The sequence below is a fragment of the Candidatus Weimeria sp. HCP3S3_B5 genome, assembly GCF_052064335.1.
Taxonomy (GTDB): domain Bacteria; phylum Bacillota; class Clostridia; order Lachnospirales; family Lachnospiraceae; genus Weimeria.
The window spans coordinates 84,048-109,443 of record NZ_JBQHVU010000007.1 but is presented as its reverse complement, the minus strand read 5'-3'; the positions used below and the strand labels follow the sequence as shown (position 1 = coordinate 109,443).

At 46.1% G+C, this 25,396-nt stretch carries 20 protein-coding genes; 1 reads left to right on the top strand and 19 read right to left on the bottom strand.

The window, feature by feature from the left end; genetic code table 11:
- Window positions 1-52 precede the first annotated feature (52 nt).
- The 12 genes from ACTNCK_RS05220 to ACTNCK_RS05165 form a co-directional block, all read right to left on the bottom strand.
- Window positions 53-976, bottom strand: a complete 924-nt coding sequence (locus ACTNCK_RS05220; RefSeq protein WP_441081390.1) for a glycosyltransferase family 2 protein — start codon at window positions 974-976, stop codon at window positions 53-55.
- The gene (locus tag ACTNCK_RS05215; RefSeq protein WP_441081389.1) at window positions 973-2,097 is read right to left on the bottom strand and encodes a glycosyltransferase family 4 protein; all 1,125 of its coding nucleotides are present in this window, start codon (window positions 2,095-2,097) and stop codon (window positions 973-975) included. Before ACTNCK_RS05215 ends, ACTNCK_RS05220 begins: the two co-directional genes overlap by 4 nt.
- Window positions 2,098-2,109: 12 nt before the next feature.
- The gene (locus tag ACTNCK_RS05210) at window positions 2,110-3,069 is read right to left on the bottom strand and encodes a type I phosphomannose isomerase catalytic subunit (RefSeq protein WP_441081388.1); all 960 of its coding nucleotides are present in this window, start codon (window positions 3,067-3,069) and stop codon (window positions 2,110-2,112) included.
- Window positions 3,069-4,406, bottom strand: coding sequence for a sugar phosphate nucleotidyltransferase (locus ACTNCK_RS05205; RefSeq protein ID WP_441081386.1), 1,338 nt, complete (start codon window positions 4,404-4,406; stop codon window positions 3,069-3,071). Before ACTNCK_RS05205 ends, ACTNCK_RS05210 begins: the two co-directional genes overlap by 1 nt.
- A gap of 13 nt (window positions 4,407-4,419) precedes the next feature.
- Window positions 4,420-6,087 carry a phospho-sugar mutase gene (locus ACTNCK_RS05200; RefSeq protein WP_441081404.1) on the bottom strand — a complete coding sequence of 556 codons (1,668 nt, stop codon included), beginning with the start codon at window positions 6,085-6,087 and terminating at the stop codon, window positions 4,420-4,422.
- 16 nt (window positions 6,088-6,103) lie between these two features.
- The gene (cps2T, locus tag ACTNCK_RS05195) at window positions 6,104-7,309 is read right to left on the bottom strand and encodes a beta 1-4 rhamnosyltransferase Cps2T (RefSeq protein WP_441081384.1); all 1,206 of its coding nucleotides are present in this window, start codon (window positions 7,307-7,309) and stop codon (window positions 6,104-6,106) included.
- A gap of 190 nt (window positions 7,310-7,499) precedes the next feature.
- Window positions 7,500-9,062, bottom strand: a complete 1,563-nt coding sequence (locus ACTNCK_RS05190) for a sugar transferase (protein WP_441081382.1) — start codon at window positions 9,060-9,062, stop codon at window positions 7,500-7,502.
- Between the two features lie 284 nt (window positions 9,063-9,346).
- Complete coding sequence (locus ACTNCK_RS05185) at window positions 9,347-9,916, bottom strand: leucine-rich repeat protein (protein WP_441081381.1); 570 nt, start codon at window positions 9,914-9,916, stop codon at window positions 9,347-9,349.
- 184 nt (window positions 9,917-10,100) lie between these two features.
- Window positions 10,101-10,865: a CpsD/CapB family tyrosine-protein kinase gene (locus ACTNCK_RS05180; protein WP_441081380.1), complete on the bottom strand. Its 765-nt coding sequence runs from the start codon at window positions 10,863-10,865 to the stop codon at window positions 10,101-10,103.
- Window positions 10,865-11,731: a YveK family protein gene (locus ACTNCK_RS05175; protein WP_441081379.1), complete on the bottom strand. Its 867-nt coding sequence runs from the start codon at window positions 11,729-11,731 to the stop codon at window positions 10,865-10,867. The genes ACTNCK_RS05180 and ACTNCK_RS05175 overlap by 1 nt, the downstream gene beginning before the upstream one ends.
- A gap of 13 nt (window positions 11,732-11,744) precedes the next feature.
- On the bottom strand, window positions 11,745-12,779 hold the full coding sequence (locus tag ACTNCK_RS05170) for an LCP family protein (protein ID WP_441081377.1): 1,035 nt from the start codon (window positions 12,777-12,779) through the stop codon (window positions 11,745-11,747).
- Complete coding sequence (locus ACTNCK_RS05165) at window positions 12,755-13,483, bottom strand: CpsB/CapC family capsule biosynthesis tyrosine phosphatase (RefSeq protein ID WP_441081374.1); 729 nt, start codon at window positions 13,481-13,483, stop codon at window positions 12,755-12,757. The genes ACTNCK_RS05170 and ACTNCK_RS05165 overlap by 25 nt, the downstream gene beginning before the upstream one ends.
- A gap of 121 nt (window positions 13,484-13,604) precedes the next feature.
- Here ACTNCK_RS05165 and ACTNCK_RS05160 point away from each other — a divergent pair, with 121 nt between their 5' ends.
- On the top strand, window positions 13,605-13,775 hold the full coding sequence (locus ACTNCK_RS05160) for a ribbon-helix-helix protein, CopG family (RefSeq protein WP_441081371.1): 171 nt from the start codon (window positions 13,605-13,607) through the stop codon (window positions 13,773-13,775).
- 162 nt (window positions 13,776-13,937) lie between these two features.
- Here ACTNCK_RS05160 and ACTNCK_RS05155 read toward each other — a convergent pair whose 3' ends face one another.
- The 7 genes from ACTNCK_RS05155 to rnc form a co-directional block, all read right to left on the bottom strand.
- Window positions 13,938-14,738, bottom strand: a complete 801-nt coding sequence (locus tag ACTNCK_RS05155; RefSeq protein WP_441081368.1) for a hypothetical protein — start codon at window positions 14,736-14,738, stop codon at window positions 13,938-13,940.
- A 5-nt stretch (window positions 14,739-14,743) separates the two neighbouring features.
- Window positions 14,744-16,948 carry a DNA gyrase/topoisomerase IV subunit A gene (locus tag ACTNCK_RS05150; protein ID WP_441081367.1) on the bottom strand — a complete coding sequence of 735 codons (2,205 nt, stop codon included), beginning with the start codon at window positions 16,946-16,948 and terminating at the stop codon, window positions 14,744-14,746.
- A 23-nt stretch (window positions 16,949-16,971) separates the two neighbouring features.
- Window positions 16,972-18,897, bottom strand: a complete 1,926-nt coding sequence (locus ACTNCK_RS05145) for a DNA gyrase/topoisomerase IV subunit B (protein ID WP_441081366.1) — start codon at window positions 18,895-18,897, stop codon at window positions 16,972-16,974.
- 2 nt (window positions 18,898-18,899) lie between these two features.
- Window positions 18,900-20,111, bottom strand: a complete 1,212-nt coding sequence (gene ilvA / locus ACTNCK_RS05140; RefSeq protein ID WP_441081365.1) for a threonine ammonia-lyase — start codon at window positions 20,109-20,111, stop codon at window positions 18,900-18,902.
- A gap of 63 nt (window positions 20,112-20,174) precedes the next feature.
- Complete coding sequence (gene ftsY / locus ACTNCK_RS05135) at window positions 20,175-21,104, bottom strand: signal recognition particle-docking protein FtsY (protein ID WP_441081364.1); 930 nt, start codon at window positions 21,102-21,104, stop codon at window positions 20,175-20,177.
- Between the two features lie 21 nt (window positions 21,105-21,125).
- The gene (gene smc, locus ACTNCK_RS05130) at window positions 21,126-24,680 is read right to left on the bottom strand and encodes a chromosome segregation protein SMC (RefSeq protein ID WP_441081363.1); all 3,555 of its coding nucleotides are present in this window, start codon (window positions 24,678-24,680) and stop codon (window positions 21,126-21,128) included.
- A 10-nt stretch (window positions 24,681-24,690) separates the two neighbouring features.
- Complete coding sequence (rnc, locus tag ACTNCK_RS05125; RefSeq protein WP_441081361.1) at window positions 24,691-25,377, bottom strand: ribonuclease III; 687 nt, start codon at window positions 25,375-25,377, stop codon at window positions 24,691-24,693.
- Window positions 25,378-25,396: the final 19 nt, after the last annotated feature.

Here is a 25,396-nt window from a genome sequence, read left to right as displayed (position 1 = left end):
GAAAGCAAGTGGTGTTTCCTGGTACAGCAAACTGTGGATATTGTATCCAGAGCTATTCGAACAGACTTCCCTTACCATTCTCATTGTGCCAAAAACCTTCTAAGCCTTTTAAATAGTTAGGCAAATTTAATTCATGCTTCAAGCATCGAAATAGTAGCTGTAATGTAGAATATATATATGCCATTACCTTATTTGCGCCACTATAATTTTTGTTTATCAATTTATACTTATTACGTACAAGATAATACTGCGTAAGAGGAGAATTCGCACCTGTGCTTGCACTCACTTTGTGATATAGAACCGCCTGTGGACAATAAAAAATACTAAATGAATGTTTTAATATCCTTAAACAATAATCAGCGTCTTCCTCATATAAAAAATAGCTTTCATCTAATAAGCCCACTGAAGCTATCACGTCTTTTGATATCAGCATACAACATCCAGAAGCAAAAGTTACTTCTTCTGCATCTTCATAATTTGACATGGAGCAGAATTGATTAAAATTCCAATGTTCTGTTCTCGCAGTAACGGCACTTATACTCCCCCCCGCATACCAGATCTTAGATCTATTACTATTATAGAAAATCTTTCCTGTAGTAACTCCAATCCCATTGCCATGCAAAAAGCCATTAACCAATTTTCTTAACGTATCTTCATTTACAAGGGTGTCATTATTCAACAGCCAGAAATAGTCTGGCGAATATTTGCTTTTTGCAAAAATAATTCCTATATTATTTCCAGAAGAAAAGCCTTTATTCTCAGGAGAGATCACCAAGTCAAATAAATATTTCTTTTTTTGTTCTTCTAATATTTCTATTGAATTATCAGTGCTGCAATTATCTACTACAATTATATGAAAATTAGAATATAAAGATCTTTCAATACTATTAATGCACTCAACAGTATCTTTTGCGCCATTATAATTTACTAATATAATAGCTACAGATTTTTCTTTTATATTGTTCGTTTCTATCATTCGCTGTAGCAATCCTCTACTATTTTTCTTGCAAGGTCATCCCAATTAAGAGTTTTTTTCACAAGTTCATAACCAGCTTTACCAATCTCGACCAACTGATTTGAATTTGCTGCTTTGTCCATTGCACCAGTAAGACTTTCAACATCACATGCCTTTGAAATAAACCCGGTTTCTCCCTCTTTTACAAACTGAGTAAAAGCTTGAAGGTCAGAGGAAACAACCGGCTTTTGATATCCATAGGCCAATTGAATAACACCAGACTGATAAACATCCGTATAGGGAAGAACGCAAACATCTGTGGCTGAATAATAATATTTTACCTCATCATCTGGAATATAGTGAATGTCTGTTCGTAAGCAGCCTTTAAAATCATTCCGATCGATAATTTCCTGACAGGCAGAAAAATCTGCTTTCCAGACACTACCCGCAATAACGAGATAAATGTCATCCCTCTTCTGAAGGAGCTTTAAAAATGCCTTTAAAAGTATATCAACACCTTTAACTCTCTTTATTTGGCCAAAGAATAGGAATACTGTTTTATCATTTGGAATATCCAAATGCTTTCTAGCTTCGTTTTGATTTACGATCTCAACATAATCTAGCATGTGTCCATGCGGTATCATATGTATTTTTTCTTTATTCTCAGGAAATAAATCAACAAACCTTTTCACATTTCCCGGAGCTTGAAGAATAATTGAGTCTGCCAATCCATAGAGCTTTTTATGAAAATACATATCATAAAACTTCTGGTTAAAAGGAAGTATGTCATGTACAGTTGCCACATATCTTATTCCATACTTATCCTTCAATTGTTTTAAATAGTGATAATCAATGGGGGAGAAATTAAACCATTCCGTATGCAAAACACTATAGTTTCCTTGTGAAAGCAATCGTCCTATCCTTTTATAGGATTGGACATAATTTAGTACTTTCTTCATTTTTCCAACATTTTTCTCGTCAGTATTAAAAAATCGATATTTCTCACATGTGCAATTTTCATCCTCTTTTTTTTGATCCATTACTAGATCTACATGTACTCCTGCATTTTGAAGGCCGTTAGCTAAAGGGTATGTGTATTTATAATTAACCTTTGTGATCTGATCAAGTAGCACAACTCTCATTTTATTCTCCTTCTAACACCTTATTTTCAACAAGTCGCACTCTCCAATCACATGGCATCTTCCAAGTCCTGCGGGAAGGAAAATGCAGCTTCCCTTTTGGAATCTCAACGGTCTGTTGCTTCCGTCTGTCTCCAGACCACCTTCTCCATTTGTACAGAGAAGCACCTGGAAAGAGTTCTTCATCACCGAGAAAGAAAATCCTTTAGTAACCTGAATTTTTTCTGTTTCAAAATACTTGCACCGGCAAAGCATTTCTCTGGAGCATCCGTAGAAATACCGGACATAGCGTGGTTTCTGACTGGTATCTCCGATGGGATTCATATTGAGAACCTGCATCGCCTTGCCAAAGTGAAGCTCTCTGAGGTTTCCATTCTTATCTCTCCGATTGTAGTCGTAAAGCCGATAGGTCAGATCGGAACTCTCCTGAATCTCTGCAAGAAGAATTCCCTCTCCAATCGCATGAACCGTTCCGGACTCAATGAGGAACACATCGCCTTTATGAACCGGCACATAATGGAGATCGTTCTGCAAAGTGCCCTCTGCGATATCCTTCTCTAGGATCTCCTTTGTAACCTTGTGCTCAAATCCCCAGACGAGCTTTGCCCCTTCTTTTGCCTCGAGCACATACCACATTTCCGTCTTGCCGTTTTGTCCGTTTTCATGTTCTCTGGCATACTCATCAGAAGGATGCACTTGAACAGAAAGATCCTTTGCTGCATCAATGAACTTAATGAGTACAGGGATCTGGGTATTCTTGTTTCCCACATACTCCGGATGCATCTTGATGATCTCAGCGAGCGTCATTCCTTTATACTCTCCTGAGATGGCATAACATGGGCCGTTTGGATGAACCGAACACTCCCATGTCTCTGCAAGTGGAGTTAATTTAATGTCCTTCCCATATTCTGTTTTCAATCGGTTACCACCCCAGAGATAATCCTTCCCTGACGGTGCCAGCAAAATAGGCGACATTAAATTCTTCCTTCTACAAACCTGCTATCAAGTGGAAATTTCTTCTTATCGTCAAAAGTGATTTCTTCCCCAACTTGTGTTTCCAATGCAATGATTTCAGTCTCAGCAATAAGAGTATGTTTGCATCCAGCTGCCATGGTAACGATGTCACCTGGTCGGACAATCTGCTCCATGCCGTCGATGACAGTCTTTCCATTACCACTTAGAATTGTGAAGGACTCGTCTCTTAACTCATGACAGTGATAGGACGTTCGTCTTCCGGCAGTCAGTTTAACCTTTAGAAGACGGTATCCTTCTCCAGCGTCCAGTACATGATAGGATCCCCATGACTTCTCAATATACTTTGCCTCTGTGGCAATCTTCTCCACATATGGCTTCATATATCCGGAGCGCTCTTTATCAGCGACAAAAATTCCGTCACCGGATGCAGCGACCACCATGTTCTTCTCTCCCATGACAAGGATCGGGATTTCCAGTTCGTTGATAATGTTGACATTCTCACAAGTCTCATCAACCGTTGCATCACCTTTGATTGGATCTGCCATAACTTCAGACATTGTGTTCCAGGTACCGACATCTTTCCACTCTCCTGCATAACGCATCATCTGAATGGAAGGTTCCTTTTCAACAACAGCATAGTCAAAGGAGATCTTCGGACACTGGCTATATTTTGCATACAAATCACGGTAATCCTTGAAATTCAGCATACTGTGTGCCTTCTCAACAAGATAGCCGAGTTTAAACGCGAATACACCAGCATTCCATACCGCACCCTGATCCAGATACTTTTGTGCGGTCTCCTTATCCGGCTTTTCCTTGAATTCCTTAACCTTGGAAATCACGTCTTTTGTCTCTGGAATGATGTATCCGTACTTCTCGGAAGGGTAAGTTGGCTGAATACCCATCAGAGTCAAATTTGCTGCATCTTTCTCAGCCAGTGCCCCAAGTTTTGCTACTGCCTCATAATAGGTGTCATCCACATAGGGATCGACAGGGCAAACTACGACTGCCTCATTCTCAGAAACACCAAGTTCATCATGCAGATAAGTTGCAGCCAGTGCGATTGCTGGGAAAGTATCTCTTCTCATCGGCTCAACACAGACAGACACAGAATCGCCTAGCTGGTTGTGGATAGCAGCAACCTGCGATTTGGATGTTGCGATCGTAACCTTGGCAGCCTTATCCACTCTGGAAATTTGACGGAAAACTCTCTGAACCATGGATTCATAGTTTCCCTCCTCATCTTTAAAGAGCTTGATGAACTGTTTGCTTCTTACATCATTAGATAACGGCCACAGTCTTTTGCCGGATCCGCCTGAAAGTAAAATGATATTCACGACTTATCTCCCCTTACTGCATGTATTCTGTCATCTGGTCTGCAATCTTCTGTTCTTCATCCTTCGCTGTCTCCATAGAGTTCGCAGAGATGGAAATGTAAACCTTGAGCTTCGGCTCTGTTCCGGAAGGACGGACTACCACCGAACTGTTGCCCTCGATTAGATATTTCAGAACATCAGACTTCGGAAGGCCGTCCAAACCCTGACTGTAGTCCAGTATGTTTTCCACCTGTCTACCGCCAAGCTCTATCATCCCTTGGTGAAACCTCTTCATAATCTCCTGCATCTTCTCAAAGCCTGCAGATCCATCGAACTCGTAGGAATGGAGCATGTTAAGCCGGTATCCGTAAGTCCGGTAAAGTTCATCCAACTTATCAAGAAGAGAGATGCCATGTGTCTTGTAATAAGCGAACATCTCACAGATCATGAACGCTGCATCCACAGCATCTTTGTCGCGGACATAACCACCAGTCAAATATCCATAGGATTCCTCAAAGCCGAAGATGTAATCATTCACATGTCCCTGCTTCTCCAAGATGCCGATCTGCTCACCGATGAACTTGAATCCCGTCAGGACGTCAATGGTTATCACGCCGTAATGGTCAGCGATCTGCTTCCCCATATCGGTAGTAACAATGGTCTTGATCATCACCGGGTTCTCCGGCATTGTTCCGTTCTTGATCCGCTGACTGCAGATGAAGTCAAGAAGAAGAAGTCCGGTTTCGTTACCGGTCAGAAGCTGGTACTCACCTTCACTGTTTCTTACGGTAATTCCGCAGCGATCACAGTCAGGATCCGTAGCCAGCATCAGATCTGCGTTAACCTTCTTGCAGTACTCAAGCCCCAATTGCATTGCTTCGCGTATCTCCGGATTCGGATATGGACAGGTCGTGAAATTTCCATCCGGCTGTTCCTGTTCCTTCACTACGGTGATATTGGTAAATCCAGACTCCTTTAATGTCCTCGTTACGGGTATCAGACCTGTGCCGTTCAAAGGGCTGTAAACGATAGCAACATTCCGGTCGATCTCTTCCTTTACGACGGACTGTTTCTTTACCTCTTCGATAAAGGATGTCAGCACTTCATCCGGGATATAAGTGATCTTGTCCCCTGCCTTGAACTCCGGAATCCGCACATCAAAAACATCAACGGCTTCGATCTCTTTCAAGATTTCCGTTGCTGCTTCTGTCGTGATCTGACAACCGTCGTCCCCATAAACCTTGTATCCGTTGTACTTGGACGGATTGTGAGAAGCCGTGATCATCACACCTGCTGATGTATGTAAATACCGTGTAGCGTATGAAACGGTTGGAACCGGATTTAGCTTTAGCCAGATATGCACAGAGATGTGATTTGATGAGAAGACAGATGCTGCAATTTTGGCGAACACATCTGATTTGATACGGGAATCGTAACCTATTACGACTGATGCCGTTGTACCATATTTACGAAGGAGATAATTACTGAGGCCCTGTGTGGCTTTTGCAACCGTATAAACATTCATCCGGTTTGTACCTGCCCCGATCGTGCCTCGTAAACCGCCGGTACCAAACGCAAGATTCTTGTAAAATGCGTCCTCGATACCTGCTTCGTTTAGATTCTTTAATTCAGGAATCAGATCCGCATCTATCGTTGCTTTCTGACACCATCTTTGATACTCCTCACGGATCTTTTCACTAATCATCTATGTCTTCTTCCTATTCCTCACAAAATATCTCTTCATATCTATCAGCAATAAACTGCCAGCTGTATGCGTCCCTGATCCTCTGCTTTGCCTTCCGTCCGTACTCTTCCAGTACCGCATCTTCAAGCACGTCCACTCGGTCAATCAGTCCCGCCAGGTCGCCATCTTTTTTGCTCCAATAAAGAGCTGCATCCTGACCGACCTCCTTGTTAAAGCCAACGTCAAACAAGAGGTTCAAGCGTGTACTTCCCAGAGCTTCAAGTAACGAAGGGTTCGTTCCTCCAACGCTATGGCCGTGGAAGTACGCATAAGCCTGCTCTCGGATCTTCTTTAAAAGCTCCTGATTGTAGACTGTACCAACAAACTTAATTCGTGGGTCTTTCCTAAATCCAAGCTTCTCATCCAGTTCATTAAGGAACGCATCGTTCTTTGTCGTGATGATCGCAAAATCACGCTTTGTCTTACTTTTCATGAACTCCCGGATCATCGTCTCGAAGTTGTTCTCCGGAACAAAACGTCCGCAGCAGTAATAGTACTGATACGGTTTCAGCCCCTGTTCTTTCAGCCAGCCTGTGAACAACGGATCCGTATCCTCCAGCTCGCTCTTTACCACATCCGCGCCGTAAGCGACAAATGTTGTGTGTGGGCTATATTTTCCGTACTCTTCTTTTATGTATTTCTCAATGTTGACGGAATCACAGATTAATAGGTCTGCATGCTTTACCATACCTCTCTCCGATTCCTTCCAGTATTTTCGAACCGGTGCAGACCACTTGGCTCTCATCCACTCATGGCCGTCGGGGTTTACAAAGACCTTTCCACCGAGATGGTGAATCTCTTTTACGTATTTTTCAAAGAATGGTCCGATCCTGCACGCCAAAACATAAACGATTGGATGCTCGATATGATGTTTCTTGATATGGTTTATCGCCCATTTCAGAGAATCGATGTCATAGAAAATTGCTTGTGCAGACTTAAACTGCTCCTTCACTGGAACCTTATAGCAGATTGCGTTTCTGTACTTGAAATGATGTGGGCTTACGGTCTTGGCGCCTGGAAGCTTTTTCTCATCCATGTACCCGGATCCATTTGCCTTGCACGCGATGTGGTAGCGTATATTCTGATTAGACGAGTGGTAGTCGATTAATTTCATTACGAACGTTTCATAGCCGCCGTAATTTCCTAATCCTTTTGATCCGATAATAAATACATCCTGCACCTGTCACTACACTCCCTCATTAAAAATCTTTTCATTTAAAACGTGAAACACACTCATCCATTCACCTGCGGGTCTAATCATTTTCTCGCCTGTCAATCGCTGACCAACCCGTGAATGAATGCCAGAGTATGGAATAAAAACAATCATAAGCATGATACTGACATGGCCAGTGATGAGAAGGCACCTGCCTTCACTCCGCCCCATCTTCCCCTCTGAATATCTGCTTCACTGTTTTTGCGATTATCCTGATGTCATTGCCGATCGAGAAGTTGTTGATATATGAGAGGTCGAGGTTTACAATGTCCTCAAAGTCACTTACCTGGTTGCGGCCGCTGGTCTGCCAGACGCCGGTGATGCCGGGGCGGACTGCCAGGCGGACCCTGTGATGAGCCTCGTACTGCTGCCATTCATCGAGTGTGGGAGGGCGGGTGCCTACGAGGGACATCTGGCCGAGGAAGACATTGATGAACTGGGGGAACTCATCGATAGAAGTCTTGCGGATGAACCAGCCGTAGCCGTGGCGGCTGCCGTCAGGGCCGCTGCCTATGATGCGGGGATCATTCTTCATCTTGAATATGGCTCCCTGCATCTCATTCTTCTTCATCAGGGCAGCCTTTCTCTCGTCAGCGTCCAGATACATGGAGCGGAACTTGTACAGGTTGAACACCCGGCCGTTCTTTCCGACCCTTTTCTGCTTGTAGAATACAGGGCCGGGATCACAGATGAGTATGCCCGGGATTGCTACGAACACTGTCAACAACGCGCAGAGAGCCATGCCGATAACTGAGCCTATTATATCTATGATCCTCTTTACCAGAAGAAGCATCGGGTCTATGATCCGTAGTGATCCTGTGACCACCACAGTACCGGCCATCGTCTCGACAGCCACCTCGGCAGTGTGATCCTCCTCGACGTTGATCTCCTGGTGAGTCGTGATACCCATCACATGGCAGCCTCTGATGAAATCATCCACTGCCTTGCCACTCATCCCGCGAGAGATGAAGACCTCATCCACCCAGTGGCTTTTTAGATATGCGAGCGCACTTGACGGATCTTTTGCCACTACGGGAATACCAGTCACAGACTCGCTTCCTGTGTCATGATGACCTGATGCCGTCTTGCTTCCTGCACCATGGTGACCTGCTGCCGCCTCGCTTGAAGCATCTGCGGCACTGGCAGCGGGGATCATACAGCCCGTAAGGCGTATGTCATGTTGTTTCTCAGAAAACTCTCGCACAAGAGAAGGCATCTCTTCTTCCGTGGCCAGAAGGATCAGATGCCTCGTGTGGTAGGTATCCTGTCCCAGGATGGCCTTTAGGATTACCTTGTAGCAGCTCCTGAATATGAGCATCAGAATCGTAGAGCCGATCCAGAAGTATAAAAGCACGAGCCTAGAGAAGCTTGCCGAGATCTTCAGCGCGAACAGGATGATAAGAAGCTCGATAAATATAGCAGTGCTAAGCTTCAGACAGGACTTGGCCTCCTTCAGAAATCCTCTCTTTAAGATATTAGTGTGCGACTTTTGAAATATCACATCCAGAATGCACAGGAAAAAAATCGCGAAGAACAAATCTCTGAATATTATATTGTTAAAATCTACTGCATCTGAGAAATATACACCTCTTAGAAGTTCTGCAGCTCCCCCTCCCTGCCTCAGCATAAAGGACAGGAGAAAAGCGACCTTACAGGTAATGATGTCAATAATCATAAAATCCAGATGCTTCAGCATCCAGGATCTGTTTTTACTGTACATCTGCTCTCTCTCCACTCTTTTGCATTGGCATATTTACTTTTCCTTTCAGGCGTGCTCCGCCATCCCGCTTTCAGCGCCCTTTAATTGCTTAAAAGGTCCTGAAACCAGACTGACTATAATTTCTTACGGCTTATATCAGACAGCGCGCGCTTTGGCGACGACCTCATCCATAAGCTTTTGTAACGGCGTATTTGAAAAAATCCCAATATATAGCCCGTTCCGGCCCATGCCCGGAACGGGTTTATAAATCCTTTTCAAGATTTAAGGTTTGATAAAAATCCCTCTCAGGCAACCTTTACCTTACCCTTGAAGCCAGCCTTCTTGAGAGAAGCCTTGAGAGCCTTGAGATTCTTCTTGCTCATCTTCTTGCTTACGGTAATGGTGATTCCCTTGGTGTTTACGCCCTTGAAGGCAGCCTTGTTAACTGATACCTTCTTTGTGGTGCTGATCTTTACGGTCTTTAAGCCCTTGACACCTGTGAAGGCCTTTGATCCAAGAGAAGTGATTGATGAAGGAAGAGTAACCTTCTTTACTGTCTCGCCCTTGAAAGCATTAGCGCCGAGCTTTGTAACAGTGTATACTACACCGTTTACAGTAACCTTAGAAGGAACCGTTACAGCCTTCTTGTTGGAAACTGTGATCTCTGTTACAGTAGCCTTTCCACTTGCGCTGGTGTTGGCTGCAACTGTCTCAACTCCCTTTGCATTGCTCTTTTCAGCCTCTGCATTGGTCTGTGATGTTGGCTCAGTTGCTGTGGTCTTTGAATCAGCGGCGTTTGCTACAGCCGGAGATACTGAAAGAACCATTGCTGCTGCCATTGCTGTTGCAAGGATCTTCTTGATAGAAAGTTTCATGAAAAAACTCCTTTCCGTCCGAACCGTTTCTATCTGGCGATAGGGACTGGTGCAACCGGGCGGGCTTCCCCGCCCGAGGCAAAGCCGCAGCAAAATACATACTTCCTCTCCGGCTCTGCCATCTTCTAGTGACGCCCTCTTTTCAGAGGTATATATCAACATGCATGGGCATGTGGATACCAGATCATTTATTCTTGCCGTAATAGTACTGCTTGTCCTTACCGTAGTACTTGCTCTTGCCATAATAGCCGCCGTACTTCTTGTAATAGTAGCCGCCCTTGGCTCCCTCGACACGGTTCAAGACTATCCCAAGCAGTGGGCATCCGGCCCTCTCGAGCTGCATGGCAGAATGCTTTGCCATGTTTCTCGAGGTTATCCCTCCTCTAACGACAAGGATAGCCCCGTCGCATTTGCTTCCTATCTGTTCTCCGTCGGCCACCAGATCGAGCGGCGGCACATCGAGAAAGACATATTTATATTTAAGCGATGCATACCTAAGAAGGTCAGAGAACCTGCTCTTCTCAAAAAGCATCGAGGGATTGACTATATTGTCAGTATTAGGCATTATATAGGCATCAGGTATGCCCTTCACCCTGTATATACAGTCATCAAACTCTCCGTCATGCGACAGACAGTAGCTGGTGCCCCTCTGCGGTCTGGCAGTGAAGGCGCTGTAGCCATCTGCCCCTGTGACTGTCATTCCGTACTTGTCACTGAGTATAGACTTCCTCAGATCACAGTCTATAAAGAGCGACTTCATGCCTGACCTTGCCATCTGGGCGAAAAGCTGCATAGCGATAAAGCTCTTCCCCTCATTTGGGGTCGTCGATGTGACCATTATCTTCTTCACATCGCTTCCCATGAAGCCCACATTGATCCTGAGCCGGTTCATGGCCTCCTCGACTGCATATGGCAGCTCGCCCAGGTTCTTTATCTCTATTTCCTGCATTATCTTCTCCTCCTGGCTGCCTTCTTCATCGACCTTGCTCTGGCCCTCTCATTTGCCTTTCGGTTCTTTGCCATGGCCTTCGCCCTTCTTCGGTTGGCTTTGTCATCGTCATCTGACTCATTCTTCTCATTCAGGATTCCCAGATCCGACTCAGGGATAACTGTAAGAGGCATGACTCCGAACATCTTCTCCACATCCTCTCCTGACTGGAAGGTATCATCAGAGATAAATGATACTGTAAGCATCACAAGCATTATTACAAGTCCGGCCAGACCACCGGCCACTATATCTATAAGCAGATGAGGTGATGACTGCTCGTCCGGCACTATGGCTGGCTCTATTATATGAGGCTCCGAGGTCTCCATGGTACGCGGCACCTGCTCTACTGCGGCATCGGCTACGGCATTTGCTATATCCCTTGCCTCCTTCGGATCGGTATCCGTCACATCTATCTGGACTATTCTCGTATCTCCTACCACAGAGGTCTTTATCATCTTTGATAGCTGTCTGTAGTTATAGTCCAGATGGAGCTTATCGATCACTGACTCATATACTGGTCTTGTCTTAAGAACCTCCACGTAGTCCTGAGACAGTGATGTTCCTATATTAAAATCCGAAATATCTACGACTGACTTGGTCGATGATGAGACCATATAGAGCTTACTGGTAGCTGTATACTTAGGCGTCACCAGATAAAATGCTATAGCTCCCGCTGCAAGGGCACCGAGTATGAATACCAGGATTATGGATACCAGGTGGGATCTGTAAAAATAAAACAGCTCCCCAAGGTCTACCTCCACCTCATCATCGTTTGCGGCCTCATCCGCTATCAGGTTTTCTTTTTTCTCTATCCGCTCGTCGCTCACTTCTCTTATCCTTTTACTTAGCCGAAAGTCCCAGCATTGTGCTCAGATTATCGAATATGGATGACTGATCCGCACTAAACATACCGTGAGGCCTGTCATCGTCAAGTATCTTTCCTTCTTTGTACTTTCCTTCTATATGAAGGCTTCCTGTCAGATCCTTTGTCGCAAATGTATTGAGCAGGTAGCTCACTTCATGTCCGTTCATGTTCGTGACCGCCTGATCAGTAAGCTCTGAATACAAATCATTCGCAAACGACGGCTCTTCCTCTGTCTTCTCCTTTGCTGCCCTGATAAAGGCATCCATATACTGCTGCTGCCTGCCCATCCTGGCTGAGTTACGGTTGTCATCCGGCATATCACGTCTCTCATGGACATAGGTAAAGGCCTGATCGTCGCTCAGATGGATGGTCGCCCCTTCTTTAAGAGACGGATCTATCGCGCTGAAGTCACCTTTGACCTTTACTGTAACGCCTCCTACTGCATGGTTTATCTTTTTGATCTGATCCATGCCTATACTGTAGTATGCCTTTATCGGAAGGCCGCCGAGCAGGTCTGATACTGCCCTTACTGTATTCCTGCAGCTCTGCTTCTCATTTCCGCCATACCAATGGGCCGTGCAGATCTGCTCTGTAGTCGAGGCATATGACTTGCCTTTGTCGTTCATCATATAGACCTTTGTCATGGTATCCCTGTCTATAGGAAGAAGTGTATAGGTCCCCCTGGTGTCGTTTATGGAAATGACTAGAAGGAAGTCGGCCATCTCTCCGTGATAATCCTTTCCCTTGTCATTGCTGTAGCTTCCGCTGTGGTCTGTACCTATGATAAGGAAATTAGTGATATCATCCTTATAGGTATAGTCATTCAGGCCAAGAGTGATCACAGGCGTCTTCTCTGTACTGGCTGCATCTGCTGATGCATCCTCTGTCGTCATATCCACTCCCTTATTTCTTTCTGACAGCCCCTTAAAGGCCAGAAAAATAACCAGGACCGCTATGACTGCTACAACTACCGCAGCGATCAGATTCAGTTTATCGTGCCGTCGGTCCATAGCCTCCTGCTCCTGTTATCTATCCGTGACAGAGCCGCTGCTCCAAGCTTCTTCTCTATCACCCTTCTGCCATCTGCCATATTGCAGGGTCTTGACGTAGTATTATGGGCATCGCTGCCCAGTATCACTGGCCAGTGCTCCTTAATGGTACGAAGCCCCAGCCCCCTTGTCATAAGGCCCTTATAGATGCCGGCATTGTGCTGGGCTATTACCGGCAGGGAAAATATCTGGTCCCATATGGTCTTATCCTTCTGGAACTTATAGAATCTCTCTATATGCACCAGCACGACCGTAAGCTGCCTCTTCTCGATAAGTGCCTTTACCTCCTGATACATGGACCTTCTCCACTGGGTAAACGGCATCTCGACAAAAAGGACCTGCGCCGAATCCGTTTGCATGCAGAGATCATCAAGAATACCGGCCTCCGAGATACCCTTGAAAAAATAGGTCTCGGCGGCTGCCCTTGTTTCTATCGCATAACCCTTGGAATCGATCAGGCTCTTTACCTTATCGAATGCATTTCCCCTGTGCCTTAAGAATTCAGATCCGGATTGCTGCTGAGCGTAGAAATGAGGAGTAAAAAGGATATGGTCTACCCCCTGCTCCTCCTCTGCCCGAAGCATCGCATCTGTCATCTCTATGTCCCGGCTCCCATCATCTATCCCTGGCAGAATATGACAATGGAAATCATATATCTCGGACAAAGCGCACCTCCTTATGACTGTCATTTCAGATATCGTTTCTGTATTCGAATGGTGATATCTGTTTCTGACGTCTATTTATTCTATAGTTTTTGAAATATAATGTCAAGCAAAGGAGCTCAAAATGTCTAAATTTGTAATTCGTAAGCCCGAAAAGGAAGTCATATCTCTCCGTATACCCGCTGATCTATTGCAGATTGTGGACACCAAGGCACAGGAAGCAGACGTCAGCAGGAATGAACTGATCAATCAGATGATAATTTATTCGTTATCGAATATGGAAGGAAAGGGGTAGGATTCAGGGACTCGAATCTCCAATAAAAAAAGAGCCCGAAGGCTCGATCATTTCTCACCAATCTCAGAGGACGGCCTCGCACAGGACTCGGGCTTCGCTTCGCTCGTCCTCGTCTCTGTGCTTTCGCTAAGGATGTCCTCTTCGCTAGGTTCGAGCTGCGTTTCACTTGCTCTCACCAATCTCAGAGGACGGCCTCGCACAGGACTCGGACTTTGCTTCGCTCGTCCTCGTCTCTGTGCTTTCGGCCTCATTCCAAGGTCTTCCTGGATTCGGTTCTGGCGGGAGATCCTTTACCGTAAATGGCTGATCCTCAAGGTTTCTGTCACGGGATCTCTTCACATCGAGATAGGTCTCAACATATGGCTCATCTTCCTTATTGCGGGCTGCTGATAGCTCAAGGAAACGGTCGTATCTTACGCTTCTGATATAGGTCATAAGAAGCGAAAGGATTCCCAGTATTCCAGATCCCATAACGCCTGCATTTATTAGACGGATGTTTTTTATTATTATCCCCTGATCCTCTATAAAGATACAGATACCGAGGGCCATAACAGCGCCTGCTATCAGGAAATTTATTATCGCAGAAAACGGTCCTCTCATGAATGCGCACTGGAGGAAAAACTGCAGCGTGACAACTCCCAGAAGGATCAGAAGCACTGCTGTCACATAGATGAAATACGGTACCAGACTCTTACCCGTTATTATAAGAAGAACTCCGGCTGTAACCAGCAGGACCCCAAGTGAAAAGTCGTAGTTTGAAACCGCCCTGTACTCCTCCTTCATGAAGAAACGCAGGATAAGCCAAACTCCGCCGACTATAGAAAAGCCGCTTATCACATAGAGAAATCCCGCGACCGGAAATGAAGGAAAAGCACAAAGAATTGCTCCTGAAATCACAAGGAGCACTGAAAGTACTACTACTGCCATCATCGCGGTATAGTTTTTACTGATAGCTCTTCTCATAAACGTCACCTTTTTCTGCTTCCATAGCTCCCGGGTCTTCCCGGATCGATCCCTGCAAGCTGATCGCTCGTATCATCATAGTTAAGGGCCTCCTCTACGAAATCCTCCTTATGGAGCTTTATCCCGCAGTTTCCTACAGATGTCTTGTGCATCGAGGCTATATCGCTGCACTCTATCCGCAATCTGTATCCCTTATCCGTCCTGATAAGTACAGAGGATCCCTTCTCTGCAAAGCCTGCTGCTACAAGACTATCATGGTCCTTGAGCTTTGTCGCAGCAATAGTCTTCCTCGTCGTCTCGAATTCATCTCCACCTGTCTTCTTTATCATACCCCTTTTGGTGACAAAATACACCTCTTTTTCTATGATTTCAGAAAGTGGTGCGACAAAAACCCCTCTTTCCTTTGTACCGTCATAATTACTTACGTTATCGACAGGCTCTCCCTTGTCACGGAACTTTCCCATTGGCAGATCAAGGACCTTTATGGTATGAGCCTTTCCACTGTCAGTAAATATGACAAGCCTGTCTGTATTCTTGCAGAAAATGACCCGACGGCTTTCGTTTATGGCCGCCTCCTTGTTTCTCTCGTATGTGGCCATATCTATTCCTCTGGCGTATCCGAATCTGTCTATAAGGACTACCTGATCTATCTCCTCTATAGGCTTCTCTCTTACTACAGCCTCAGCTACATTGTCGATAGTAGTCCTTCTCTCGATCGAATATTCCTTTTTGAGACTCTTAAGGTCGTCTATTATTACCTTAGTCATCGATGTGCGGTTCGAAAGGATATCAGAATAAGTCGAGATATTCTTGAGGGTCTTCTCATAGTCTCCACGAAGGGCCTCTATCTCAAGTCCAATCAGACGATAGAGCTTCATGTCAAGTATAGCGTCCGCCTGCTTTTCTGTGAAAAGAAGAGTAGCCGCTGCCTTCCTTGATCTCTCTGACTTGAAGCTGATGCCATCGGTCACTCCGTTTACCAGACAGTTGCAGGCCATCTTCCTGTCCTTGCTGCCGCGAAGAATCTCAATAATGAGGTCAATGCAGTCGCAGGCCTTTATAAGTCCCTCCTGGATCTCCTTCTTTTCTCTTTCCTTGTTGAGAAGGGTAGTATACTTTCTCCTGCATAGCTCATAGCGAAAGTCCACATGATGCCTGATAAGAGGTATCAGTCCAAGGGTCTCAGGACGCCCGTCGCAGACACAGAGCATATTCACTCCGAAGGTATCCTCGAGCTTGGTCTTCTTGTATAGGAGGTTGATGAAGTTTTCTACATCGGCTCCCCTCTTCAGGTCTATGACTATCCTTATGCCCTCCTTGGAGGACTGGTTTGATATATCAGAGATATCGTTTGTCAGATGGTTTTCCTGAAGAGCAGCAACGTCTGACAAGAACTTTCCTATTCCGGCTCCTATCATGGTATATGGTATCTCGGTCACAACCACCTTTGTGTGTCCGGCCTTTCCAGGCTCTGTGACTACCCTTCCGCGGAGCTTTATCCTTCCCTGTCCAGTCGAATAAATAGAAAGGAGATCGTCCTTGTTTGTGACTATGCCACCTGTCGGGAAATCCGGTCCCTTGACAAACCTCATGGCCTGTTCTGTAGACATGTCAGGGTTTTTCATATAGTTTATACACAGGTCTATGACCTCTCCCGGATTATGGGTTGGGATGGATGTAGCCATCCCTACTGCTATTCCCTCGGCTCCGTTTATCAGGATATTTGGTATACGGACAGGAAGGACAGACGGCTCCTTTTCAGTCTCGTCGAAGTTTGGTACGAAGTCTACCACATCCTTGTCGAGATCAGAAAGAAAGACCTCCTGGGTGACTTTTGAGAGCCTTGCCTCCGTGTATCGCATGGCTGCAGCTCCGTCTCCCTCTATGGAGCCGAAGTTGCCGTGGCCGTCGACTAAGGGCAGCTCCTTCTTGAAGTCCTGACTCATCACGACAAGAGCATCATAGATAGACGAATCGCCATGAGGGTGATACTTACCCATGGTATCGCCGACTATACGGGCGCTCTTCCTGTATGGGCCGTTATATCTGATGCCCAGCTCATGCATATCGTAGAGTGTTCGCCTCTGCACCGGCTTCAGACCGTCACGCACATCGGGCAGGGCCCTCTGAACTATGACACTCATTGCGTAGTCAATATATGATTTTTCCATGATCTCGGAATATTCCGAGTGGATCATTTCTTGTGGCATGTTATCTCCTTCTCACCTCTCACCTAAACATCCAGCTCCGCTTCCCTCGCATGCTTATGTATAAACACCCGTCTTGGCTCGACGTCATTTCCCATAAGCATCTCTGTTACATCGCTTGCCATACGGCCGTCCTCTATCTCTACCATACGAAGCTTCCTGTGCTCCGGGTCAAGGGTCGTCTCCCATAGCTGGGAAGCGTCCATCTCTCCGAGTCCCTTATATCTCTGAAGAGTAAAGGCACCCTTATGCTTCCTTCTGTATTCGGCAAGTGCCCTGTCGTCGTAGAGATACTCCTCCTTCCCTTTCTTTGGCATGGCCTTATAGAGAGGAGGCATGGCTATGAAGACATGGCCCTCGTAGATAAGCTCAGGCATGAATCTGTAGAAAAGAGTGAGAAGCAGAGTCGCTATATGGGCTCCATCCACATCGGCATCAGCCATTATGATTATCTTGTCATAGCGAAGCTTGGTAATATCGAAATCATTGCCGTAGCCCTCTGAGAATCCGCAACCAAAGGCATTTATCATGGTCTTTATCTCGGCGTTGGCAAGGACCTTGTCTATAGAAGCCTTCTCCACATTAAGAATCTTTCCGCGGATAGGCAGTATGGCCTGATACATCCTGTTCCTTGCAGTCTTTGCAGAGCCTCCGGCAGAATCTCCCTCTACTATGAAGATCTCGCATTTTGAAGGATCCCGGCTCTCGCAGTTGGCAAGCTTTCCGTTTGAATCAAACGAGTATTTCTGCTTTGTAAGCAGGTTGGTCTTTGCCTTTTCCTCGGTCTTTCTGATCTTTGCAGCCTTCTGGGCACATTCTATAACAGCCTTTAAGGTATCGACATTTCTGTCAAAATAGAGGACAAGCCTTTCATTTACGACAGATGAAACTGCCTTCGCTGCATCCTGGTTGTCAAGCTTGGTCTTGGTCTGTCCCTCGAAACGGGGATCAGGGTGCTTTATGGAAATGACTGCTGTGATACCGTTTCTTACATCAGCACCGGTAAAGTTCGGATCCTTATCCTTAAGTATACCAAGGGTTCTGGCATAGGAATTTATGATAGTCGTAAATATGGTCTTGAAGCCCGTGATATGGGTACCGCCCTCCGCATTGTAGATATTGTTGCAGAAGCCCATTATGTTCTCATGGAATTCATTTACGAACTGGAAGGCCACATCTACCTTTATGCCTTCACTTTCACCGCTTAAGGTCACAATATCTGTAACCGGCTCACTGTTTACATTAAGATCCCTTATGAAGCCGGAAAGACCGTCAGGCTCATGGTAGACGAAATGCTCATTTTCATCGGTCCTGTCGTCATCATAGATTATGGTAAGGTCCGGATTCAGATATGCAGTCTCGTGCAGGCGGTTCTTTATCTCATCCTCCTTGAACCTGGTCTTTTCAAAGATAGTCGGATCAGGAAGAAATGTGATGGTAGTTCCTGTCTCCTTTGTGTCCCCTATCACAGGAAGGAGGCCTGCATCAAGCTTTTCGACCGGCTTTCCCTTCTCGTATCTGTCGTGATAGATATGTCCGTCTCTTTTTATCTTGACATCCATCCATTGCGAAAGTGCATTTACGACAGAGGAGCCTACTCCGTGAAGCCCGCCGGAGGTCTTGTAGACAGAATGGTCGAACTTTCCTCCTGCATGAAGGGTCGTAAGCACGACTCTCTCTGCCGAGACTCCCTTGGCATGCATACCTACAGGTATACCTCGTCCGTTATCCTCTACCGTGCATGAGCCGTCCGCATTCAAGGTGACATGGATAGTATCGCAGTATCCCGCCAGATGCTCGTCCACTGAATTATCCACTATCTCGTAGATCATGTGGTTTAAGCCCTTGCGGGTAGTAGAGCCTATGTACATTCCCGGACGAACTCTTACTGCCTCTAGTCCCTCGAGGACCGCTATACTGTCTGCGCCGTATTCTTCCTTCTTTTTTGCCATTATTACAATACTGTCCTTACTATCTTTGGCTGGTAGCCGCCCTTCTCAAGGGCATCCATTATCTGATTCTTGTGGTCGCTGCCAAAGGCCTCAAGTGTGATCCTAAGCTCCACCTGTGCGCTGCGGTTTACAGCAACGAACTGGTTGTGCTCGAGCTTTATTACATTTCCTTGTTCCTTAGCAATGGTATCTGCTACTGCAGCAAGCTCTCCCGGCTTGTCCGGAAGCAGTACGGATACTGTAAAGATCCGATCTCTCATTATAAGTCCCTGCTGGACTACTGAGGACATGGTGATTATATCCATATTGCCGCCTGATAATATGCAGGCTACGTTTTTATTCCTGCATTTAAGCTGTCTGGCTGCAGCGACTGAGAGAAGACCTGAGTTCTCCACTATCATCTTATGATTTTCCACCATATCGAGGAAGGCAACGATCAGCTGATCATCTGTAACTGTAAGTATATCGTCAATATTCTTCTTGATATAAGGGAAGATATGCTCTCCCGGAGTCTTTACTGCGGTTCCGTCGGCAATGGTATTTACATGATCAAGCGTCGTGACCTCACCGTTTTTAAGTGAGACCTGCATGCAGTTGGCTCCTGCCGGCTCAACTCCTATCACCTTTATCTTTGGATTTATAAGTTTCGCTAATGTGGAAACTCCTGTCGCAAGCCCACCTCCTCCGATCGGGACAAGGATCACATCGACAAGAGGAAGCTCCTTTATGATCTCCATTGCTATGGTACCCTGTCCTGTAGCCACTACCGGATCATCAAACGGATGGATGAAGGTATAGCCGTTTTCCTTAGCAAGCTTAAGCGCATAGTCGCAGGCGTCATCATAGACATCTCCATGCAGGACTACCTCTGCCCCGTAGCTCTTGGTCCTGTTTACCTTGATAAGAGGTGTGGTGGTAGGCATTACGATGACGGCCTTGCAGCCGAAATGCTTTGCGGCATAAGCCACTCCCTGGGCATGATTTCCGGCTGATGCTGTGATAAGGCCCTTCTTCCTCTCCTCCTCGGAAAGAGTCGAGATCTTGTAGTAGGCTCCTCTTACCTTATAGGCTCCTGTCCTCTGCAGGTTCTCTGGCTTCAGATAGATCCTGTTCCCTGTGACCTGACTGAAGTAGTCACTGTAAACCAGCTTCGTCTCAAGCGTCACCTGATGGACTACATTATAGGCTTCATCGAAATCTTCTCTTGTCAGCATAATCTTTTTTCTCCTTATAAAAACACATCAATGTGCGTATTTTAAACCAGTTTTTTTAAAAATTCAAGAATCGTCTTCTCCCGAAAGCTCAAATAGGGCCTTGGCGAACTGCTCCGCATCAAATCTCTCCAGATCCTCTACCTTCTCTCCTATTCCTATATACTTAACAGGTATATGAAGCTCTGTAGCTATCGCTATAGCGATACCGCCCTTTGCGGTCCCGTCCATCTTGGTAAGGACTATGCCTGTGACGTCGGCTACCTCAGAGAAATCCTCTGCCTGGTGAAGGGCGTTCTGTCCTGTTGTCGCATCAACTACAACAAGAGTCTCCCGGAAGGCCTCAGGAAACCTTGAATCTATTATACGGCTCATCTTTGCCAGCTCATCCATCAGGTTCTTTTTATTATTAAGTCGTCCTGCCGTGTCAATAAGAAGACAGTCGGCATGTCTGGCCTTTGCAGCTGCTATAGCGTCATAGACGACAGACGAGGGATCAGCCCCCTCACCTGCTCCTATTATCTCTGCTCCGGCCCGGTCTGACCAGACAGCAAGCTGCTCCTTTGCCGCTGCCCTGAAGGTATCGGCTGCGGCTATGACTACCTTTTTGCCCTGATCATGGAGCTTTGAGGCTATCTTTCCTATAGTGGTGGTCTTTCCTACTCCGTTTACTCCGATCACGAATACGACAGATGTCACCTCTGTGAAATGATAGGCATCCTCAGGAAGAGCCATCTGCTCCTTTACATACTGGACGAAGTATTCTCTTAAGGGTCCTGGCTTTTTGATATGCTCCTTCTTTGCGGCGGTCTTCAGCTGGTCGATTATCTCCTCTGTGGTCTTTACTCCTATATCTCCCATTATAAGAGTCTCCTCCAGATCCTCATAGAAGTCATCGTCAAGCCTTTCATGTCCCATGAAGACTGCATCCATGTCAGCTACAAAGGTGCTTCTGGTCTTAAAGAGTCCATCCTTTAGTTTCTGAAAAAATCCCATATCTGCTTCTCCTTAGAATTATTATGTCAGCTGGTCCTCTATCAGATTTACAGAAACGAGAGTAGATACTCCCTTCTCCTGCATTGTGATACCATACAGGCGGTCAGCAGCATTCATAGTACCTCTCCTGTGTGTTATCACGATAAACTGGGTATGGGAGGTAAGCCTTCCCAGATATGAGGCGAATCTGTCGACATTTGAGTCATCAAGCGCTGCCTCTATCTCATCTAGAAGACAGAAAGGCGACGGATGGAGATTCTGTATGGCAAAGAGCAGGGCTATAGCTGTAAGGGCCTTTTCTCCTCCGGAAAGCTGCATCATATTGGTAAGCCTTTTGCCAGGAGGTGAGGCTATGATATTGATCCCTGCCTCCAGCACATTCTGATCCGGATCAAGCGTGATACGTCCATGTCCTCCGCCGAAGAGCTCCTTGAAGGCCTTGTCGAACTCAGTCTGAATATCCTTAAAGCCTGCATTGAACTGATCTGTCATTCCCTTGTCCAGATCCTCGATCAGGGCCAGTAGCTTTTCCCTGGCATTCATCAGGTCATCATGCTGTGAGCTCATGAAGTCATAGCGCTTTGAAAGCTCATCATATTCCTCGACTGCGTTTACATTTACGCTTCCCATACTCCTGATATCGCTCTTTAATGCCTTTGACTCTGACCTGATATCAGACAGAGTTGCTATCTTCTCACTCTTCTGCCTTTCGGCCTCATGTCTTGTGAGCTCATACTGGTCCCACATATAGTTATTAAGCTCATCTGACCTCTCCTTGTTCTTCTCGAGCCGTGTATTTATCTTCACGCTCTCCTTTTCAAGAAGTGAGATCTGCTGTGAGATATCCTCGCTCTGGTCAAATATGGTCTGACTCTTCCTGTCGAGCTCCTCCTTTTCTCTGGCTGTACTTTCTATCTGAGAAAGTATCTGATCCTTCTGCTTCCTGCCTTCCTCTATCGCAGAATAAAGCTCCTCTATCTCCTTATTATGTGCCTCTGTCTCCTTTGATCCCGAGTCCTTCCTGCTTTCAAGTTCCTCTATCTTCCCTCTGGCAGTATCTCTTGTCTCCTTAAGCCCGGAAAGCCTCTCGCCTGCTGCATTTATCCTCTCTGTAAGTGAGGCCTTCTCTATCCTTATCTGTCCTATCTTTTCAGACAGCCTCTCAATGCTTGCTGCTATCCGGCTCTTTTCCTTTTCGAGCTCTGATGATCTTACAGATATATCCTTCTCCTTCAGATGGATCTCTGAAAGCTTTTCATCATATGAGCTCTGCTCGGCCTCCATCTCCTTTAGCTTTTTCTTTATTGCCTCCTCCTCTAAGACAATGTCCTCATATGCCTTGGTCTGATCGGCCTGCTGCTCCTTTAGCAGAGTAAGGTCATGCTCTATATTTTTCTTCTCTATAAGAAGTGCATTGTACTCTTCTCTTTTCTCCTTCTCGAGAGCTGCCTCCTCCTCTCTTTTCTTAGTAGAGGCGTCCATTGACTCATTTATTATAAAGAGGCGCTCCTTTATGCTCCTGCATTTATCGCTTAAGTCATCGAGCTGTCTTTTCCTTCCGAGCAGGTTGTCAGACCTCCTGAAGGCTCCTCCTGTCATGGCTCCGCCCGGACGGATAGTATCTCCATCAAGAGTCACTATGCTGAGTCCATTCCTGTATTTCTTCTGCAGGGCTACCGCAGAATCGATATTGTCGACTACAAGGTATCTTCCCAGCAGATAGGAAAAGATTCCCTTATAACGGCTGTCTGTCCTTATAAGGTCATCGGCTGTCCCTATTACTCCCCTTTCACTCATGGCAGCCTCTGGCACCCTTGCATTGCCATGGACCATGCTTACAGGAAGGAAGGTGGCGCGTCCGAGCCTTTCTCTTTTAAGATATGCGATAAGACCCTTTGCCGTATCCTCTGTATCAACGACAATATTTTTTACGCTGCCGCCGAGAGCTATCTCGATAGCCGTCTCGTATTTCTTGTCTGTGCTTAAGAGGTCGGCTACGACTCCGTAGATACCGGGGTTTTCTCTTTTCTTATCCATCACACTCTTTACAGTGTTTCCGAAGCCCTCGTATCTCTCAGCTATATTTCTTATCGACTCAAGCCTGGCATGGCTTACATTGTATTCCTCTGTCTTTTCCTTAAGCTCTTTCTTAAGAGCCTCCCTTTCCTTCTCTGTGGCCTCCCTTCCACTTACAAGCTCATCAATCTCCTTCTTCCTGGCAGACAGCTTTTCTAAAAGAGCCTGATCCTCATCTGAGGTATTTCTTATCTGATCGGCAAGATCCTTGTTCTTCGCCTGTCTTGAAAGCATCCTGCCTGCTATCTGACTCTTCTGCAGGGTAAGCTGCTCCTTTAAGGTCTTGTTGCGCATGACCATGGCCTGGTGACGGGACATGAAGGAGCTTACCTCATCAGAGGCCTTCTTTATTGTCTCAATGTCATTGGCAAGCTCACTCTCTGATCTTTTCGCATTGGTAAGAAGTCTGTCTGTCTCCTGCTCTCTTTCATTTATCTGTGAAAGATCACCCTCAAGCGAATTCAGCTTTTCCTCCTGCTCCTTTATAAGGGCCTCTGTAGCTGCTATCGAATCAAGCGTCTCATTCTTCCTCTTCTCGAGGTCAAGTGAGGACTGCTTCTGATACTTGAGCTGCTCCCTTAAGAGATTTATCCGGCCTTCCTTTTTCTCATTCTCTACATCGAGAGCCTGCTTACTCTCACGGAGTCCGTCAAGCTCCTTTTCACGCTCGGCTGCTTCCTCCTTCAGTCTATGGAAGCTCTCCTTTATCTGCTCGCTTTTCTTGTAGCCCTCATCAAGCTGGGACTTTACCAGATCCCTGTTCTCCTCTGTCTTCCTTTGATCCTCCCCGATCGCATCCGACTCAAGGATGAAGGAATCGATGTCCAGCTGGCGCAGCCTGTCTCTTTTGCTCAAATATTCGCGGGCAAGCTCGGCCTGCTTCTTTAGAGGCTCTCTTTGTCTCTCCAGCTCGCCCAGGATATCGTTTATACGTACAAGAGATTCTTCCTCATCGCCAAGCTTCTTTATAGTTTCGGTCTTTCTCTTCTTGTACTTTACTATTCCTACTGCCTCATCGAAGAGCTCTCTCCTCTCCTCAGGCCTGCCTGAAAGGATCTTGTCTATCTGTCCCTGTCCGATTATGGAGTAACCCTCTTTTCCGATACCTGTATCGTAAAAAAGCTCGGTTACATCACGAAGACGACAGACCGCACCGTTTATCAGGTATTCGCTCTCTCCTGAGCGGTATACCCTTCTTGCGACTGTCACCTCATCGAATTCTATAGGAAGCACATGATCTGAATTATCAAGTGTGATTGCTACATAGGCATAGCTTAGTGGCTTTCTGGCCTCGGTCCCTGAAAATATCACATCGGTCATGGCCGATGACCTCAGTGTCTTTGCTGACTGCTCTCCTAAGACCCAGCGGACGGCGTCAGCTATATTACTCTTTCCTGAGCCGTTTGGGCCCACTATCCCCGTTATTCCGTTATGGAATTTAAGTACGATCTTGTTGGCGAAGGACTTGAATCCCATAAGCTCCATGCTTTTTAAATACATTGTCTCTCCCCTAATCCTTCAGCACGTCTGCCTTGTCTTCCTCATGAAGTGATACAAGTGCATTAAAGGCAGCCTCCTGCTCGGCATGCTTTTTTGAGCTTCCGCAGCCCTTTCCTATTATCCGCTCACCTACCATTGCCACGGCTGTATATACCTTGGCATGGTCAGGTCCTGATTCATCGATTACCTTATAGACAAGTGTACTGTTGTGCTTTGCCTGGACTATCTCCTGCAGCGCTGTCTTGCAGTCATGATAGAGTTTTTTATTCTCTATGTCGGTAAGAACGAATCTCCTTATAAATCTGGCGGCGCTCTCCATGCCTCCGTCCAGATACATTGCCCCTATGACTGCCTCAAAGGCGTCAGAAGTTATGGATTTCCTTGTACGGCCGCCTGTAGCCTCCTCGCCTTTTCCCAGCCGGATGAAGCTGCCGAGATCTATGTCCTTTGCACAGAATGCCAGTGTAGGCTCGCATACTAAGGAAGCACGAAGCTTCGAGAGATCGCCCTCCGGCATATTCGTATATGTCCTGTAGAGATAGTCACTGGATACCACTTCAAGAACAGCGTCGCCTAAGAACTCCAGACGCTCGTTATCAGAAAACGGCTTCAGATTCTTCTCATTCGCATATGAGCTGTGTGTCAGCGCGTGTAAAAGAAGCTGTGCATCATTAAACTGATATCCAATCCTATCCATTAGTAGATTAAGATCTGTT